The organism is Sphingomonas naasensis (assembly GCF_004792695.1).
Taxonomy (GTDB): Bacteria; Pseudomonadota; Alphaproteobacteria; order Sphingomonadales; family Sphingomonadaceae; genus Sphingomonas; species Sphingomonas naasensis.
On sequence record NZ_SRXU01000005.1, the window covers coordinates 99,184 to 114,508 of the forward strand.

The 15,325-nt window shown below is 69.8% G+C and carries 17 protein-coding genes; 2 read left to right on the forward strand and 15 right to left on the reverse strand.

Annotated elements, in window-relative coordinates; translation table 11 throughout:
* Window positions 1-17: 17 nt before the first annotated feature.
* Window positions 18-2,000, forward strand: a complete 1,983-nt coding sequence (locus tag E5A74_RS12415; protein ID WP_206365850.1) for a hybrid sensor histidine kinase/response regulator — start codon at window positions 18-20, stop codon at window positions 1,998-2,000.
* A gap of 6 nt (window positions 2,001-2,006) precedes the next feature.
* Here the strand turns inward: E5A74_RS12415 and E5A74_RS12420 are convergent, their stop codons facing one another.
* Entirely contained in the window at window positions 2,007-2,789 is a 783-nt protein-coding gene (locus E5A74_RS12420; protein WP_135985384.1) for an energy transducer TonB, read from the reverse strand.
* Between the two features lie 97 nt (window positions 2,790-2,886).
* On the reverse strand, window positions 2,887-4,212 hold the full coding sequence (locus tag E5A74_RS12425) for a dihydroorotase (protein ID WP_135985386.1): 1,326 nt from the start codon (window positions 4,210-4,212) through the stop codon (window positions 2,887-2,889).
* Window positions 4,213-4,256: 44 nt separating this feature from the next.
* Between E5A74_RS12425 and ygfZ the strand changes: the two genes are divergently transcribed.
* On the forward strand, window positions 4,257-5,003 hold the full coding sequence (gene ygfZ / locus E5A74_RS12430) for a CAF17-like 4Fe-4S cluster assembly/insertion protein YgfZ (RefSeq protein WP_135985389.1): 747 nt from the start codon (window positions 4,257-4,259) through the stop codon (window positions 5,001-5,003).
* 186 nt (window positions 5,004-5,189) lie between these two features.
* On the opposite strand, the gene E5A74_RS12435 is transcribed toward ygfZ, so the two are convergent.
* The 13 genes from E5A74_RS12435 to E5A74_RS12495 all read right to left on the reverse strand — a co-directional run bounded on the left by E5A74_RS12435 (window position 5,190) and on the right by E5A74_RS12495 (window position 15,273).
* Window positions 5,190-6,323: an OmpA family protein gene (locus tag E5A74_RS12435; protein ID WP_135985391.1), complete on the reverse strand. Its 1,134-nt coding sequence runs from the start codon at window positions 6,321-6,323 to the stop codon at window positions 5,190-5,192.
* Between the two features lie 110 nt (window positions 6,324-6,433).
* On the reverse strand, window positions 6,434-6,937 hold the full coding sequence (locus E5A74_RS12440) for a DUF2793 domain-containing protein (RefSeq protein ID WP_135985393.1): 504 nt from the start codon (window positions 6,935-6,937) through the stop codon (window positions 6,434-6,436).
* A complete protein-coding gene (locus E5A74_RS12445) occupies window positions 6,937-9,099 on the reverse strand; it encodes a phage tail protein (RefSeq protein ID WP_135985395.1) in 2,163 nt (720 codons plus the stop codon). Before E5A74_RS12445 ends, E5A74_RS12440 begins: the two co-directional genes overlap by 1 nt.
* Before the next feature lies 1 nt (window position 9,100).
* Window positions 9,101-9,502, reverse strand: coding sequence for a peptidoglycan endopeptidase (locus E5A74_RS12450; RefSeq protein ID WP_135985397.1), 402 nt, complete (start codon window positions 9,500-9,502; stop codon window positions 9,101-9,103).
* Window positions 9,499-10,305, reverse strand: a complete 807-nt coding sequence (locus E5A74_RS12455; protein WP_135985399.1) for a DUF2163 domain-containing protein — start codon at window positions 10,303-10,305, stop codon at window positions 9,499-9,501. Before E5A74_RS12455 ends, E5A74_RS12450 begins: the two co-directional genes overlap by 4 nt.
* Window positions 10,302-12,554, reverse strand: coding sequence for a DUF2460 domain-containing protein (locus E5A74_RS12460; RefSeq protein ID WP_135985401.1), 2,253 nt, complete (start codon window positions 12,552-12,554; stop codon window positions 10,302-10,304). The genes E5A74_RS12455 and E5A74_RS12460 overlap by 4 nt, the downstream gene beginning before the upstream one ends.
* Window positions 12,555-12,605: 51 nt before the next feature.
* Window positions 12,606-13,184, reverse strand: coding sequence for a tail tape measure protein (locus tag E5A74_RS12465; RefSeq protein WP_135985403.1), 579 nt, complete (start codon window positions 13,182-13,184; stop codon window positions 12,606-12,608).
* Complete coding sequence (locus E5A74_RS12470; protein ID WP_135985405.1) at window positions 13,177-13,377, reverse strand: phage tail assembly chaperone; 201 nt, start codon at window positions 13,375-13,377, stop codon at window positions 13,177-13,179. The genes E5A74_RS12465 and E5A74_RS12470 overlap by 8 nt, the downstream gene beginning before the upstream one ends.
* Window positions 13,377-13,688, reverse strand: a complete 312-nt coding sequence (locus tag E5A74_RS12475) for a gene transfer agent family protein (RefSeq protein ID WP_135985407.1) — start codon at window positions 13,686-13,688, stop codon at window positions 13,377-13,379. Before E5A74_RS12475 ends, E5A74_RS12470 begins: the two co-directional genes overlap by 1 nt.
* Window positions 13,685-14,092 carry a phage major tail protein, TP901-1 family gene (locus tag E5A74_RS12480; protein WP_135985409.1) on the reverse strand — a complete coding sequence of 136 codons (408 nt, stop codon included), beginning with the start codon at window positions 14,090-14,092 and terminating at the stop codon, window positions 13,685-13,687. The genes E5A74_RS12475 and E5A74_RS12480 overlap by 4 nt, the downstream gene beginning before the upstream one ends.
* A gap of 10 nt (window positions 14,093-14,102) precedes the next feature.
* A complete protein-coding gene (locus E5A74_RS12485) occupies window positions 14,103-14,504 on the reverse strand; it encodes a DUF3168 domain-containing protein (protein WP_135985411.1) in 402 nt (133 codons plus the stop codon).
* Window positions 14,501-14,722, reverse strand: coding sequence for a hypothetical protein (locus E5A74_RS12490; protein ID WP_135985413.1), 222 nt, complete (start codon window positions 14,720-14,722; stop codon window positions 14,501-14,503). Before E5A74_RS12490 ends, E5A74_RS12485 begins: the two co-directional genes overlap by 4 nt.
* Window positions 14,719-15,273, reverse strand: a complete 555-nt coding sequence (locus tag E5A74_RS12495; protein ID WP_135985415.1) for a head-tail connector protein — start codon at window positions 15,271-15,273, stop codon at window positions 14,719-14,721. The genes E5A74_RS12490 and E5A74_RS12495 overlap by 4 nt, the downstream gene beginning before the upstream one ends.
* Window positions 15,274-15,325 lie beyond the last annotated feature (52 nt).

Here is a 15,325-nt window from a genome sequence, read left to right on the forward strand (position 1 = left end):
AGGTCCGCGGGGAGGCCATGGCGATTTCAGCTGCTTCGGACATCATCGCGTCGGATGGGACCGGCAGGAACCGGTTCGAGCTGCTCGTCCAGAGCGTCACCGACTACGCGATCTACATGCTCGACGTGGGCGGCCATGTCGTGAGCTGGAACGCCGGCGCCGAACGCTTCAAGGGCTATCGCGAAGACGAGATCATCGGCCAGCATTTCTCGCGCTTCTACACCGACGAGGATCGCGCGACGAACCTGCCGGCCCGCGCGCTGCGCACGGCCGAGGAAGAGGGCCGCTTCGAGGCCGAGGGCTGGCGGGTGCGCCAGGACGGGACGCGCTTCTGGGCCAATGTCGTGATCGATCCCGTGCGACTACCCGACGGGACGCTGGTCGGCTTCGCCAAGGTCACCCGCGACCTGACCGAGAAGCGCGCCGCCGAGGACGCGTTGCGGCGCAGCGAGGAGCGCTTCCGGCTGCTCGTTCAGAACGTCACCGACTATGCCATCTACATGCTCGACCTCGACGGCCATGTCGTGAGCTGGAACGCCGGCGCCGAGCGCTTCAAGGGCTATCGCCAGGACGAGATCATCGGCCAGCATTTCTCGCGCTTCTATACCGACGAGGAGCGCGCCGCCGAGATTCCGCGCAAGGCGCTCGAGCGCGCCCGCACCAAGGGCCGCTTCGAAGCCGAGGGTTGGCGGGTGCGTAAGGACGGCGGGCGCTTCTGGGCCAATGTCGTGATCGACCCGATCCGCGATCCGTCCGGACGGCTGATCGGCTTCGCCAAGGTCACCCGCGATCTGACCGAGCGGCGCCAGTCGCAGCTCGCGCTCGAGCAGGCGCAGGAAGCGTTTTTCCAGGCGCAGAAGATGGAGGCGATCGGCAAGCTCACCGGCGGCGTCGCGCATGATTTCAACAATCTGCTCGCGGCGATCATCGGCAGCCTCGATCTCGCCCGCCGCAAGCTGGCGGATGGCGGCGATATCGGCCGTTTCATTGACAATGCGATGAAGGCGGCGGAGCGCGGCGCGACGCTCACCCAGCGCATGCTCGCCTTCGCGCGCAAGCAGGAACTCAAGCTCGAGACCGTCGACTCCGCCGCGCTGGTCCGCGGAATGGCCGAGCTGGTCCAGCGCACGATCGGCGGCGGAGTGCGGATCGATACCCAGTTCCCGCTGGTGCTGAGGCGCGTTCGCGCGGATCCCGCGCAGCTCGAGCTCGCACTGCTCAATCTCGCGGTCAATGCGCGCGACGCGATGCCCGAGGGCGGACGCATCGTCATTGCCGCGCGCGAGGAGCAGGCCGGACCCGGCGAAGGGGTCAGGCCAGGCAGGTACATCTGCCTGTCGCTCACCGACAATGGCGAGGGCATGGACCCGGCGACGCTCGCCCGCGCGACCGAGCCGTTCTACACCACCAAGGGCGTGGGCAAGGGCACCGGGCTGGGCCTGTCGATGGTGCACGGCTTTGCCGAACAATGCGGCGGCAAGCTGGTGCTCGACAGTCAGCCGGGCGGGGGGACGACCGCCGACATCTGGCTACCCGCCGCGGACGACGAGGCGCCGCCGGAAGTCGAGCGCCCCGATCATGGCGATTGCGCGATCACCGACCGGCTGGTCGTGCTCGCCGTCGATGACGATGCGCTGGTTCTCACCAACACCGCCGCGATGCTCGAGGATGCCGGCCATTGCGTGCTTCAGGCGGGGTCGGGCCGGGTCGCCTTGCAGATGTTGAGCGAAAACCGGGTCGACGTGGTCGTCACCGATTTCGCCATGCCCGATATGAACGGTGCGCAACTTGCCGAGGCCGTGCAGGCGGGCTGGGCCGGCGTGCCGGTGGTGCTCATTTCGGGCTATGCCGAGCTTCCTGACGGCACCGGGGATGATTTGCAGCGGCTCGCCAAGCCGTTTCGCCAGGATCAGCTGCTCCGCAGCGTCGCGCAGGCGATCGCGGTGCGTGCCCAGGGCGCCGAGGTGCTCCCCTTCCCGACGCGCAAGCAGCAAGGATAGGCCGGCTCAGGGCCAGCCGAATCGTCGCCGCGGACGGGCAGGCGTCGTCGCCGGCTCGCGCTGGAACACCCAGCTGTGATTCTCGACGATCACTGCTGGGACCGGCCGGCCACGCGCATCGCGCGACGGGCGAAACCGGAAACGTTGCTGGATCAGGCGGCAGGTGGTGGCGTCGAGCTCGGGGCTGCCGCTCGAATGGGTGATGTCGCATTCGCGCACGCGGCCGTCGGTCCAGACCAGATAGCGCACCCCCACCGTGCCGCCGACACCGGCGTCCGCCGCCGTTTCCGGATAGTCCGAATCGCGTAGCTCGCCCCGCACCCATCGCGGCGGCGTCTCGGCCCCGCCATCGCCGCTGCCATCCCCCTCGCCGCCACTGCCCCTGCCCTCCCCCTCGCCGCCCGCGCCGGTGCCGGGACCCGGCACATCGGCATTTCCCGCCGTCGGGGCGGCGCCCACACCGGGGATCGGCGCCGCGACGACGGGGGGCGGTGTCGGCAGCGGCACGACCGGGACGGGCGCGACGATTTCGATGGGCTCGGATCGCAGATTGGGTGGCGACGCCTTGCCCGCGCGGCGTTCGCTGGGTGTCCGGTGCGGCGCGAGCCGTTCGCGCGGAAGCGGTGGCGGTTCGGGTCCGATGTCGAAAAGCTGCAGCGCTTCCCCGGGCGATGCGCCGCCGTGCAGCGCCAATCCCGCGACCAGCGCATATCCGAGAGCCGCGGTCAGTGCCGCAGCCCCCAGCGCGGCCCGGCCGCGCTCCGCTGGTGTCGATCGAACAAAGGTCATGGTTGCGCGCGTCGATCCCGCCGGGAAACCTGCTCCCCACCTGGATTCTAGGAACGTGCGCTGGCCGCGAAGGATGCAGTCTTCGCCGGGAGCGAATTCAGCCGAACGCGACTGACTCGAAGCGGATCGGCGCGCCGGTCGCTGCGGCGGCGAGCTGGCCGTCCCACATCACCCGATTGCCCCGTACGATCGCGCCCAGCGGCTTGCCGGTGAGCGCCATCCCCGTGAAGGGCGACCAGCCGCAGCGCGACGCGAGCCAGCTTTCCTCGACCGTCCAGCGCGCCTTGAGATCGACCACGGTGAAATCGGCGTCATAGCCGACGGCGATCCGCCCCTTGCCGACGATGCCGAACACGCGTTGCGGGCCCGCGCTGGTCATGTCGATGAGGCGCTGCAGCGTCAGTCGGCCTTCGGCGACATGATTGAGCATCAGCGGCAGCAAAGTCTGCACGCCGGGCATGCCGCTCGGGCTTGCCGGATACTCCTTCGCCTTCTCCTCGCGCGTATGCGGCGCGTGATCGGATCCGATCACGTCGGGAACGCCTTGGTTGAGCCAGCGCCACAGCCCGTCGCGATGCGCGCCCGAGCGGATCGGCGGATTCATCTGGGCCCAGCTGCCGAGGCGCGGATAGGCCTCCTCGCCCGCCAGGGTCAGATGCTGCGGCGTCACTTCGCAGGTCGCGATGTCCTTGTGCTTGCCGAGCAGCTCGAGTTCGGCGGGCGTCGTCACGTGAAGCACGTGGATCCGCCGCCGCGCCGCGCGCGCCAGCCGGAGGATGCGCTGCGTGGCGAGCAGCGCGCTCTCGTCGTCGCGCCATACCGGGTGCGAAGCGGGATCGCCGGCGACTCGTTCGTTGAGCCGGGCGTTCATCCGCGCCTCGTCCTCGGCATGGATCGCCACCCGCCGCTTGCCCGACGCCAGCACCCGCGCCAGCTCGGAATCCTCGGCGACGAGCAGATCGCCGGTCGATGCGCCCATGAAGATCTTGATGCCGGCGGTGCCGGGCAGCCGCTCGAGCTCCTTGAGCTGCTCGGCATTGGCCGCCGTCGCGCCGACATAGAATGCGTGATCGCACCACATTCGGTTCGCCGCCCGCGCCAGCTTGTCGGCGACCGCGTCGGCGCTGTCGGTATTGGGTTTGGTGTTGGGCATCTCGAACACGGCCGTGACGCCGCCGAGCACCGCGGCGCGGGCGCCACTCTCGAGATCCTCTTTGGCTTCAAGCCCGGGCTCGCGGAAATGGACCTGGCTGTCGATGACGCCGGGCAGCACGTCGAGGCCGCTACAGTCGATCGTCTCGCCGGCATCGCCGACATCGCCGATCGCCACGATCCGTCCGTCGGTGACGCCGATGTCCACATCGGCCGGTCCGCCGGGCAAATGCACCCGACCACCTGTGAGCTTGAGATCGACGTTCGTCATATCGCCCTCTTTCGTCGCGCGTGCCCGGCTCCTACCTGTTCCCCATGAGCGAGACCAGTCCCGGAACATGGCTATCCAATCGCGCGCTGCTGCGGATAGCGGGTGACGACCCCCGCGGGTTCCTGCAGGGATTGGTGACGCAGGATATGGCCGAGGTTACGGTCGCTGCGCCGCAATGGGCAGGGCTGCTGACTCCGCAGGGCAAGGCGCTGTTCGATTTCATCCTGTGGGACGCCGGCGACGGCGCGATCCTGATCGATTGCGAGTCGGCGCAGCGCGAAGCACTGGCACGCCGTCTGATGCTCTATCGTCTGCGGCGGGCCATCACCATCGATCCTCTCGAAAGCGGCATCCACTGGGCGCGGCACGGGGATGTCGGCACTGCCGATCCCCGTCTGTCCGAACTCGGGCGGCGCTGGCTCGATGCCGGGCGGGGTGCGCCTGCCGATGCCGCCTGGCTCGAACATCGCCTGCGACACGGCGTGACCGAAGGCGCGGCCGAACTCGGGCAGGACAAGACCTTGTGGCTCGAATGCAACGCCGCCGAGCTCGACGGCGTCAGCTTCACCAAGGGCTGTTATGTCGGGCAGGAGAATACCGCGCGCATGCATTATCGCGCCAAGGTCAACCGTCGGCTGGTCGTGGCGCCGCTGGCCGAGGCGGGCGACCGTACGCGCACTTCCTATCCGGCGCTGGGGCTGATGGTGGAATTGCGCCGGATCGAGGCCCTCGGGGACGCGCTGATACCTGGTTGGCTGCGGGCGGCGGTGGCAAACGAGGCCGGCGCCTGATCGGCGCGCTGCCGAAGATACCCTTGGGCTATCCCGTCGCCACATCCAGCGGCTCTCCGGCCCGCGCCGGTCATTCTTGAATCACATATCTCGCCCAGGACACTGCGCACCGGTGCGCCGCGCGCAAAGAAAAAGGGAGGCCGGTTTCCCGACCTCCCCAATTCAGTTCCGAAGAACCTGCGTGGCTTACTGACCCGAACCCGGACCGTAAGTGATTTCCACGCGGCGGTTCTGCAGTTCGCGGACACCGTCGGCGGTCTCGACGCGCGGGCGGCTTTCGCCGAACGCTTCGGTCGAGATGACGCTCTCGGAGACGCCGCGGCCGGTGAAGTATGCCTTCACCGAGTCTGCACGGCGCTGCGACAGACCAACGTTGTAGCTCGCCGGACCCGAACGGTCGGCGTGGCCCGCCAGCATGACCTGCGCATTGCCGCAGTTCTGGTAGTTGCTGATGGCGTTGTCGAGGATGCTCGAAGCCTCCGGCGTGATGTCCGACTTATCCCAGTCGAAGAACACGATGTACGGTCCGGGGGTGCAGCGGACGGGCTCCGGCGTCGGCTCGGGAGCCGGCGGCGGGGTGTAGGTCGGCTGCGGAGCGGGCTCGGGCGGCGGCGGCGTGGGCTCGGGCTCGGGCGCACCGAAGTTGAAGGTCAGACCGCCCATGATGCTGTGCGACCGGAAACGGCCGAACCAGGGACGACCCGCCACGTCGACGAGCTCGACGCCCGGCGCGTTGAAGAAGCGATACTTCAGCGAGACGTCGATGTTGTCCGACAGCGGCGCGCGCACACCGGCGATGGCCTGCCATGCGACGACGGTGTCCGAATCGTCGATCGCGTCGCCATTGGTGGTCAGCGCGAGACGGCTCTTGACGCGGGCAACGCCGAGACCCGGGCCGACAAAGCCCTGCACGCCATCGTCATCACCGAAGTCCCAGAGCGCGTTGACCATGAAGCTCAGCGCCGACGAACGGCCACCGGCATAATCATAGGTCCCGCCGGGAGCGAAAACGGTTCCGCCGGCAGCGTTCACATAGGGAAGCGTGGTGGTCGAGCGAAGGCCCGTCACGTTGGCAGCGCGATAGCCGACTTCAGCCTCAAGGCGAACCGGGCCGAGATCGTAACCGACCGTGCCACCGACGTCGAAGCCGGCGCGGTGATCGACGGTGACGCTATCGATAGCAGCACCCACGTCCCAATCGATGTCTTCGACCAGCATGGCGCCGCCCTCGACACCCACGTACCACGCATCGTCGCGTGCAAGAGCGGGCGTGCTGAGCGCGGTCGTCGCTAGTGCCAGAGTTACGGCAAGCTTCCGCATATTAATCCCCTTTCAAAGTTGTCACTACGGACAGCGACAAACTCACTACCGAAACGAAAGTTTCTGCGCAAGCACACAAAACCGGGGACTGTTGCATGAACGTCACAGGGTCAACCGCTCTCGATCAACCCGTGCGTGCGTAATGCTTCCAGCACCGAAACAATCACGGCCCGCGCTTCGGCATCAACCGTCGTGCCTCCCGCTGGTTCCGCGATCGGATCACCGCGCGAGCCAACCACTTGGTCTCCCTCGACAAATAATTTTCCATGGGTCTCGCCGACGCGCCATGCGCCGGCGATGAAGCGCGCAACCCCTTGCGCAGCGCCCAACCAGAATTGCGCGCCTTCGCGCGGCGACACGAACTGCCAGCCCGAGCTGGTCCAGCCGGCAACGGCATGGGCGTGCCCCGCCCATTCGTCGGTCGGAGCGGCCCCGACGATCCAGCAATCGCCAGCTTCGGGCGCCTCCGGAGGAACGTTGGTGCCCGCGGCGACTGCGGCGGGCTGGACGTTCATGTCGAGCAACGCGAGCGCCGCATTGTGGAACATCTCCTTCTGCGCCTGGCCGGGCTGGAGTAGCGGGAACAAGAGCCGCGGCGTCGCGGTATCGGTCATCAGTCTTCTCCCGAAGTCGAAAGGCTCAGCGAAGCGGGTGCGGACAAGCCCTGCGCGCCGATCTGGCGGACGCGGATCGTCGTCACCGCCGGGCGCTCCTCGGCCGTGAGCGAAATCCGCGCCGTGTCCGTCTCGACGATCCGCGCGGCGCCTTCCGCCAGCACGAGCGTCACCTGATAGCGTTCGAATTCCTCGGAGAGCGGCACATCGACGCCGTCGATCCAGTCCCATCCGCCCCTGCTGCGGCGCACCCAGTCGACATCGGCGCCGCCGTCCGCACGTTCCGCCGAACGAAGATGCACGGGCGAAGGGGGGACGACCGAGAGCCCGGAGACTTCGGTCTCGGCCATTTGTGCTTCGCCCAGACCCTGCGCGAACACGCGAACGCTGCGCCCCACCACCGTGGCCGGAAGGTCGCGCGTCACGAGCGCGCCCGCGTCGAGCAACACAAAGCGGTCGCCGGTCGCCTGTGTGGCGATCGCCGCTTCGGTGCCGCGTCGGCCACGCCAAAGGCCATCGAGCGTCCACCGTCTCTCGCCCAACGGAGTCGCTCGCGCGAATTGCAGCAACTCGTCGCCGACCATCGCGAGATTGGCCCCGGCGGCCATCGCGGCGGGATCGGCGTCGTGGAGCACCATGGCGCCGTTCGCGAGTTCGACGACGAGGTGGTTCCGGCGATCCTCAAGATGGCTCGGCGCGGCGCCGGGCGGAGTCACCACCGTCCCGAGGATCGCGGGCGGCGCCGTGCCGCCGATCGGCGACCAGCTCGCGCCATCGTCCTCGCTCAGCAGCAGCGCGGCGCTTCGCCAGCCGGGGCCGGTCCCCGCCGCGGCGATGGCGAGACGCGGCACGCTGACCGGCGCGCCGAGCGGCGGCAGCTCGAAGATGTGGAGCGCCGTCTCGCCCGCGGGGAGGTCCGGCGTCGACAATACCCGCCCGCCGCTTGCCCCGGTGATCAGCATGCCCGGCGCCACGGCGACGCATTCGAGCAGCAGCACCATCCCTTCGAGCCGCCACTGATCGACGCGCCAGATCCCCGCGGCCCCCGCGATCGTCACCCGTTCGCCCGGACGTATGCTCAGCAATCGCCACGGCAGCGCCAGCGTGCGGCGTTCGCGCTCGATGTCGAGCCGCTGCAATATGGTCTCGGCGAGCGCCTTGGCGCTCGCGGCGTCGATCGCCGCCGCGAGCTCGACGCGCGACTCGCGCTGTCCCGCGCCTGGGCGCGTGGCGCGCTGAATGCCGGCCTGATAGTCGCGCGCCGGCTCGTAGTAAGCGAGCGTCACCGTCTGCGGCGCCGAATCCGCCGCGGCGATGTCCCGGCGTCGGCGCACGCCCCGCTCCGCGCCAGCGCCCGCATCGTCGAGCGCCCGCGCGGCGCCGTCGCGCGCCCCGAGCAAGGTCAACTTACCGACTTCCGCGCGAAACCAGCCCCCCGCCGCGCCGGCCAGCGTCTCGAGAACCGCGCGCACCGACGCACCCGACGCCGCAAAGCCCATCAGCGGCACCATCGCTTCCGGCGTGTCGAGCAAATCTCCCGCGATCTCCCGCGCGATCGCATCGGCGGTTTGCGGCCCGGCATCGCCGATCACCTCGAAGGTCAGCGACGGGATGCGATTGCCGAAATCGCCGAGCGCGAGATCCTCGAACACCGCATAGGCGATCCCGCGGTGCGCAGGAGTCGCGATCGTCCCCTCGATCGACGCGATCAGCGGGTCGGGCGCCTGATCCTCCGACCCGACATGCAGACGGAATCCGGTCCGCGCCTTGAAGTCGCCCGCGGCGCCGCGCAGCAGCTTGCCATCGGCCCAGATCCGCCCCACGCCCAGGATCGGGCGGGCGGAAAGCGCCACCGCGAATGACGCCGTATAGCTATATTCGGTCGTCGACGGCTTGCCCTTGCCGCCGCCCCGGCTGGTACGATGCTCGATCAGATCTGTCGCCCAGATCACCGAGCCCGCGACGCGCATCGTTCCGAATATCCGGGGGATCTGCGTGCCGTAGGACGAGGTCTGCACGCGCAGTTCGGTCAGTCGCGGTCCTTCGCGGCCCTTCGGCCGCAGGATCGCATGATCGATCGCGTTCCCCGCCAACCCCCCCACCGCGCCGCCGATCGGACCCCCGATCAGGCTGCCGGCGACCATCAGTACCACCGTCGCCATCTCAGCCTCCTTCCGCCAGCCGCCAGCGTCCGATCAGCGGCCACGGCACGTCGGGCCGCTCGACCACCCGGCGCAGCATCGCGTCCGCGTGAATGACCCCCGCCTCTGCCTCGATCGCGAAATGCAGCTGCCCTGGCCCGGCATCGAGCAACAACAGGTCGCCGGGCCGCTGCTCGCGCACGTGCTCGAGCCCCAGCGCCGCCAGCGTCGCGGCGACCCGCCGGGCATCCCCGCTGCGCAGCGCATAGCCGCTCGGCACGCACCCGGCGAAGCCCTCCGCCTGCAACGCCAGCGCCACCAGCCCGACGCAATCGAGCCCGCCATGTACATCGCGTCCGTGCAGCCTGAACCTCGCCCCCACCGCGGAACGCGCCGCGGCCACGGCGCGCGCGCCGGGCTTCATCCGCCCGGGTACCGCGTCAGCAAGTCGATGCCGGGCAAATAGGGTTCGCCACGAAAATTGGCGGCGTTGCCGAACCGTGCCGCACAGGTCGCGAGGCTCTTGTCACACCCCTCGATCAACTCGACCAGCGCCCCGCCGGCGTCGAACCGCGGCGGCCGGCGCAGCGTCACCGTGGAGCCCTCGGATCGCGCGATGGCGTCCTCAAGCCCCGAATTCGCCCCGCCGAACCAGCGCAGGCGTCCGCCCCCATAGGCATCGGCGGCAGGTTCGGCTCCGTCGAGCGTGAGCGTCGTCCCCAGCACCTCCGTCACCCGCGCGAACCGTCGCCGCCCGGCCATCGCAACCCGACAGCGCCGATCGCCCAACGCCGCGCGGCATTCGGGCGAGGTCTCCTCAACCACCGGCCGTTCGAGCTGCGCCGACAGCCCGCGCAACTCGGCGGTCAGCGCACCGTCACGCAGTTCCACCGCGCCGAACGTCCCGGCACCCAGCGCCACCGTCTCGCCGGGCGCCGACCAGTCGGTCGCGAACAGCGACACGCGCGCGCCGTCCCAGCGTCCTGCGAGCAGATCGGCCTCGGTGATCGCCGCGCTGCTCAGCGCGCCGGTCACGTCCATGCTGTCGGCGTCGAGACTCGCGCTCCGGCTGATCGCGCTCGGCGTCATGCCGGGCGCCGCGCGATAGACCAGCCCGTCGATCTCGAGATCATCGTCATGCGCGGTGATTCCGATGGTGACGCCGTCGCAGCGCTCGATCCGCCAGCACAGGGTCAACGTGGTGCACTCGCCGTCGAGCCAGCTCATTCGCGCACCTCCACCAACGGCACCGAGGCTGCCAGCCCTGCCAGATAGGTGGCCCGGCTGACGCTCAGCCGGTCCTCGGCGAAACGCACGGGCACGTCGAACGCGAAGCTCGCTGTCACCACCGCTCCCGCCGCGGGCGGCACGTCGAAGATCACGGACCCGCCGGGCTCGAGCGCGAAGCCGGCGATCTCCATGCCGTCGACCGCGATGCGCACGCTGTCTTCCACCGGTCGCGTGATCCGACGCACGACGCCGCCATAGCGCTTGATCAGTTGAAACCGCGCCTCGAGATCGTCGCCGATTCCGAGCACGACGTCGTCGCCTTGATGATCGAACGGATCGCGCAGGCGGAATCCCCGCGCGGGCCCCATCCGCGCGCGGAAGAAGCCGATCAGCGCGGTGATATCGGCTTCGGATCGCACCCCCGGCCCAACATCATAGCGTAGTCGCGCCTCGGCCCATTCGGCGTTGCGGTTCTCGCGCCCGCCGGCGCTGGTCACGATCGCCGTCGAGACTTCGGGCGCCACTTCGGCCTCGCGGCCCAGCGCGATCGGGAACAGCACGTCGTCGAACGCGTCCAATTCTTCCTCCTGATCGAAATGCACGAAGCCGTCGCGCAGCACCTGCGGCAGCGCCCAGATAAAGGTCTCCGCGACGCCGCGCCGGCGCGACAGGGCGGCGGCGGCCGCGATCGGCTGCCATTGGGCCTTGTCTTCGGGACGGAGCACGAAGCCTGCGAGATAGTGCTGATCCGCCGCGCCATAGCCGAGCCGCGCCTCCGCCAGCGCCACGCCCTTCGCGCTCGCCGCCGAATTGCCCGCGGTGACCCAGTCATAATCCTCGAGCTGGAGCACATCGAAGGCCGGCGCCGCCCAGCCGAGCGGCAGGTTGGCGCGCTGGAGCCCGGGCATGGCGCGATCGAGCACGGTGGGCAGATAGGCGAGCAGCAGCACCTCGGCGCCCGGTGTCCAGCGCACCACATCGCGCAACGCCAGCGTCGATGCCGCGAGCAACGCCCCTGCGGCATCGAGCACCGCCGGATCGACCGTTCCACGCAGATTCTGCTCCGGCGGATCGCCGAGCGCGAGCGTCGCGGCCGCGTCATGGATGCATAGCCTTCCGTCGGCCATCACCCACCACCAAGGCTCGCCGATCTGGAACCGGATCGCGAGCCCCGCCGCCTGGGCGATGCCGACGAACGCCAGCGCCACCACACGCAGATAGTACATCGCCCCGTCATGCGCGGGCGAGAGCAGCGCCGAGGGCGGGCTCCATCCGGTAAGTCCAGGCGATCCGTCAGCGGCGCGCTGCTTCCAGTCGTTCCAGCAATGCTGGTCGAGCAATTCGTAGGAGAGCGACCAGATCAGGTCATAGCCGAGCGTCTTGGCGCGCTGCGCGAAATCGCCATGCCACGCCGCGCACGCCACGTTGAGCGTTCCCGCGGCGAGGCTGACATAATAGCCGCCCGAATTGGGCTCGAGCCGGAAATAATGGCTCATCCCCACATAGTGGAGGATGCTGCCGCGATAGCCGAGGTGCAGCGCGTTGCGCAGCACCCGCGCCGGCGTCAGATGATAGCAATCGTCATAGCCATTGGCGATCTGCAACCCGTGCTGGGGCACGACGGCGGCGCCGATCACCAGCACCGAGCCCGGCCCCTCGCAGACCATGTCGCTGATCTCGACCCACGCCTCGATCGGCGCAGCCAGCGGCGCGTCCGCACCTGAATAACCCTGCGGCACCAGCGATACGAACATTCGGTCGATATCGCCCGCGAAGACCGGGTCGGCCTCGTCCGGCAGCATGAAGCCGCCCTCGACCTGCGCGAAGTCGATCGCCACCGTCGCATCCTCGGGGGTGCCGCTGGCATAGTTCCACAACCGCACATACCAGGCCCGCGGATCGCCCGCCGCGTCGCGTCCCTCGAGCGTCAGCACCGGGCCATTGACCGCGTCGAGCGCCAGAACCCCGGATGATCGCCAGCGAAAGCGCAGCCGACAGCCGCGGAAATCGCGACTGGTCTCGTACGCCAGCAGCACATGATCGTGCCGGTCCTCGGCTTCCCAGATCAGGCCGGCAAGGTCGTCCTGCCGGAAGAAGACCGCATCGACGCGCAGCGCGTCGGGCGCGGTGGTGATCACCGACGCCATCATCGGCCGCGGGAAGTTGACCGTCCAGTAAGCAGGATCGAAGCGCGACAACACGCCCTCGGCCTGCCCCTGACGCGCCGAAGCCAGCCAATGTCCCATGGCAGATCCCCCTCATTAAGGCGCAGCAGCGTCCACCAGCTTGGCAGGGCGCTAGTCGACCCCCGCCAGCGCCGCCTTCACCGCGCGCGCGACTTGCCGGCTCGATTGCGCCAGCGCCCGCGGCGCCTCGCCCGCGCCGGCATTCACAGTGATCGCCACGCGCACCTCGCGCGGTCCCGCCGCCACCGGCGCCGCGATGCTCCCCGCGGCCGCAGGCACGAACAGCTCGGGTCCGCGCTCGCCCACCCAATAGGGTCGCAGCGGGCTGACCGGGCCGCCGGTCGCGCGTCCCGGCGATCCGCCGAACAACGCCAGCATGACCCCGCCCAGCCCGCCGCCTGCACCGCCGCCACTGCCCGCGTCGCCGCCGATCAGCGCGGCGATGCCCTGCCGCAACGCCGCTGCCGCGATCTCGTCGAGCACGGTCAGGGCCATCCGGCGCAGATCCTCGAACCCCAGCTTGCCGGTCCGCACCGCACGCAGCAGCGCGCTCTCGATCGCGCGCCCGGCACGCTCGGCGCCCGCCGCCAGCGGCCCATCGATCTGGCCGCGCATCTCGGCAACATCGCGCGCAAAGCCCCGGGTATCGGCGCGCACGTCGATGATCATGCGTTCGATCTCTTCATCCATCGGGGAAAAGCTCCTTGAGCCGCGCAATCTCCACAGGGTCCGGCGGCGCCTCGGCTTCGCCCGCCACCGCCCGCACCAGCGCGCCGAGCTCCGCCGGCGTGGCGCGCCAGAAAGTCTCCGGGGTCCAGCCGAAGAGAAGCCCCGCCAGCCCGGCCAGTCGCACGGCTGCGCCGCAAAATTGCGCGCTATCCATCACCGCCCCGCCAGAATCTGCCCGAGCAATATCTTCAGCGCCGGCGTGCTCGCCGCCAGTCCCTGCGCGGCGATCGCTTCGCCGAAATCGTCGCGGCTCAGCCCCGCCGGCCGGTCGCGCAGGCAATGCCAGAACAGCGCGACCATCTCGCCCAGTGCCAGCCGCCCGTCGGCGGCGCGCTCGACCAGCGCGAACAACGGTCCCAATTCGCCCTCGGCGGCGACCAGCGCCGCGAAGCTGGGCCGCAGCACCAGCGTCTCGCCCGCGAGAGACAGCGACGCCTCGCCGCGCGCCGGATTCGCCCCGCTCATGCCGATACCACCGGCCCCGAGCTCTCCAGGCTCAGCGTGTAGCTGCGCTCGCCGTTGAAATCGCCGGCATAGTCGAGCCGCGTGACGAGGAAGCGTCCGGTCATCGTCTCGCCGCTCTCGAAGCTCAGCCGGTAATCGTCGATCGTGCCGGCAAGCGCGTTTGCCTTCACCCGGTTCTCGGCCGCCGATCCGGTGAACACCCCGGCGCCCGAGACGCTCACCGATCGCACCCCGCCGCCCGTCAGCAATTCGCGCCAGCCGCCCGAATCCTTCGAAGTGATCACCACCGCTTCGCCATTGATGCTGAGCTGCGTCGTGCGCAGCCCGGCCACTGTGGTGAAGCTCGCCGGCGATCCGCCATTCCCGACCTTGAGCAGGAACGCACTGCCCTTCTCCGCCGCCATAATCTCTCTCCTAATTTGCCTGCAGCACGCGCACGCGGAACTCGATGATCGCGGCGGTCCGCGCCTCGCCCTCCCGCACGACCCGGCTGCGCACGAAGTCGAGGCTGACGATCCGCCAACCCTCGCCGAGATCGCGCGGCACCGCGGCCAGCGCCGCGCTGACTTCGCCCGTGAGGGCGCGCAGCCTGCTGGTGCGCTCACCGAGATCGAACAGCGCGATCGTCAGCCTGCCCTCGCGCCCCGCCATGTCCTTGGTGCTCCAGTCGGTCAGCACCGCCTCTTCGACCACCGCATAGGGCCGCACCGCGCGCGCCGGCGGCGCGTCGAACACGCCGTTGATCGCCACGCCCAGCGGCGCGTGCGTGCGCAATGCCTGCGCCAGCGCCGTGGCGAGTACTTCGTGCAAGCTCATCGCAGCCACCCTCCCGGCCAGCGGAGCACAGGGTCACGCAGCCAACGCCGCCACAGCCCGCGCCCCGAAATCACCACCCGCCCCGCCCCGGCCTCGGCCTCGGCCTCGACGGCAAGACCCGGCAAGGCGGCGCGCGCGGCCTCGCCGAGCCGCAGCGTCGCCCGTGCCACTGCGCGCGCGCCGGCCAGCCGGGCGCGCGCCTCGAGCTTGCCGCTCATGCCGATCGCCGCGCGATGTTGAGCCGCATCCGACGGAATGGCCGCCACAACGCCGCCACCGCGGCGGGCGGCGTGCCGCCGTTGGCGCGCGCCTCGAACAGATGCGCGGCGAGCAGCACCACTCCCTGCATCAGCGGCGCCGGCAGGCCCGACCAGTCCCCCGCCAGCCCCGCGGCATAACCGATCCGGATCCGCCCCGCCGCGATCGCCGCGCTGCCGCGCACCCAGCCTTCGCCGGCGGCGTCGATATCGATGCCATAGGTCTCGGGTGGCAGCGCGTAGCCGGTGCCCGAAGCGCCCAGCCCCTCGACCGCGTCGATCGTCGTCACCGGCGCGGCGGGAAGCCGCTGCCACGCGCCATGCGCCGGCAGCACCTCGCTCCACGCGCGCACGATCAGCGCCTGGCCGGTGAATGCCTCGCACAGCGCGAGCGCCGTTGCGGCATGCGTCTCGAGCAGCGCGTCCTCCGCCGCTCCCGTTATCCGCAGATGAAGCCTGACGGCATCGCGCGCGGCCGCGATCGCCGCCGCCGGAAAGGGCGGAGCAAGCATCCCAATCTCCTCTTTCGAAAGGCTCCCCTCCCTGCGCGCAGGGAGGGGAAAC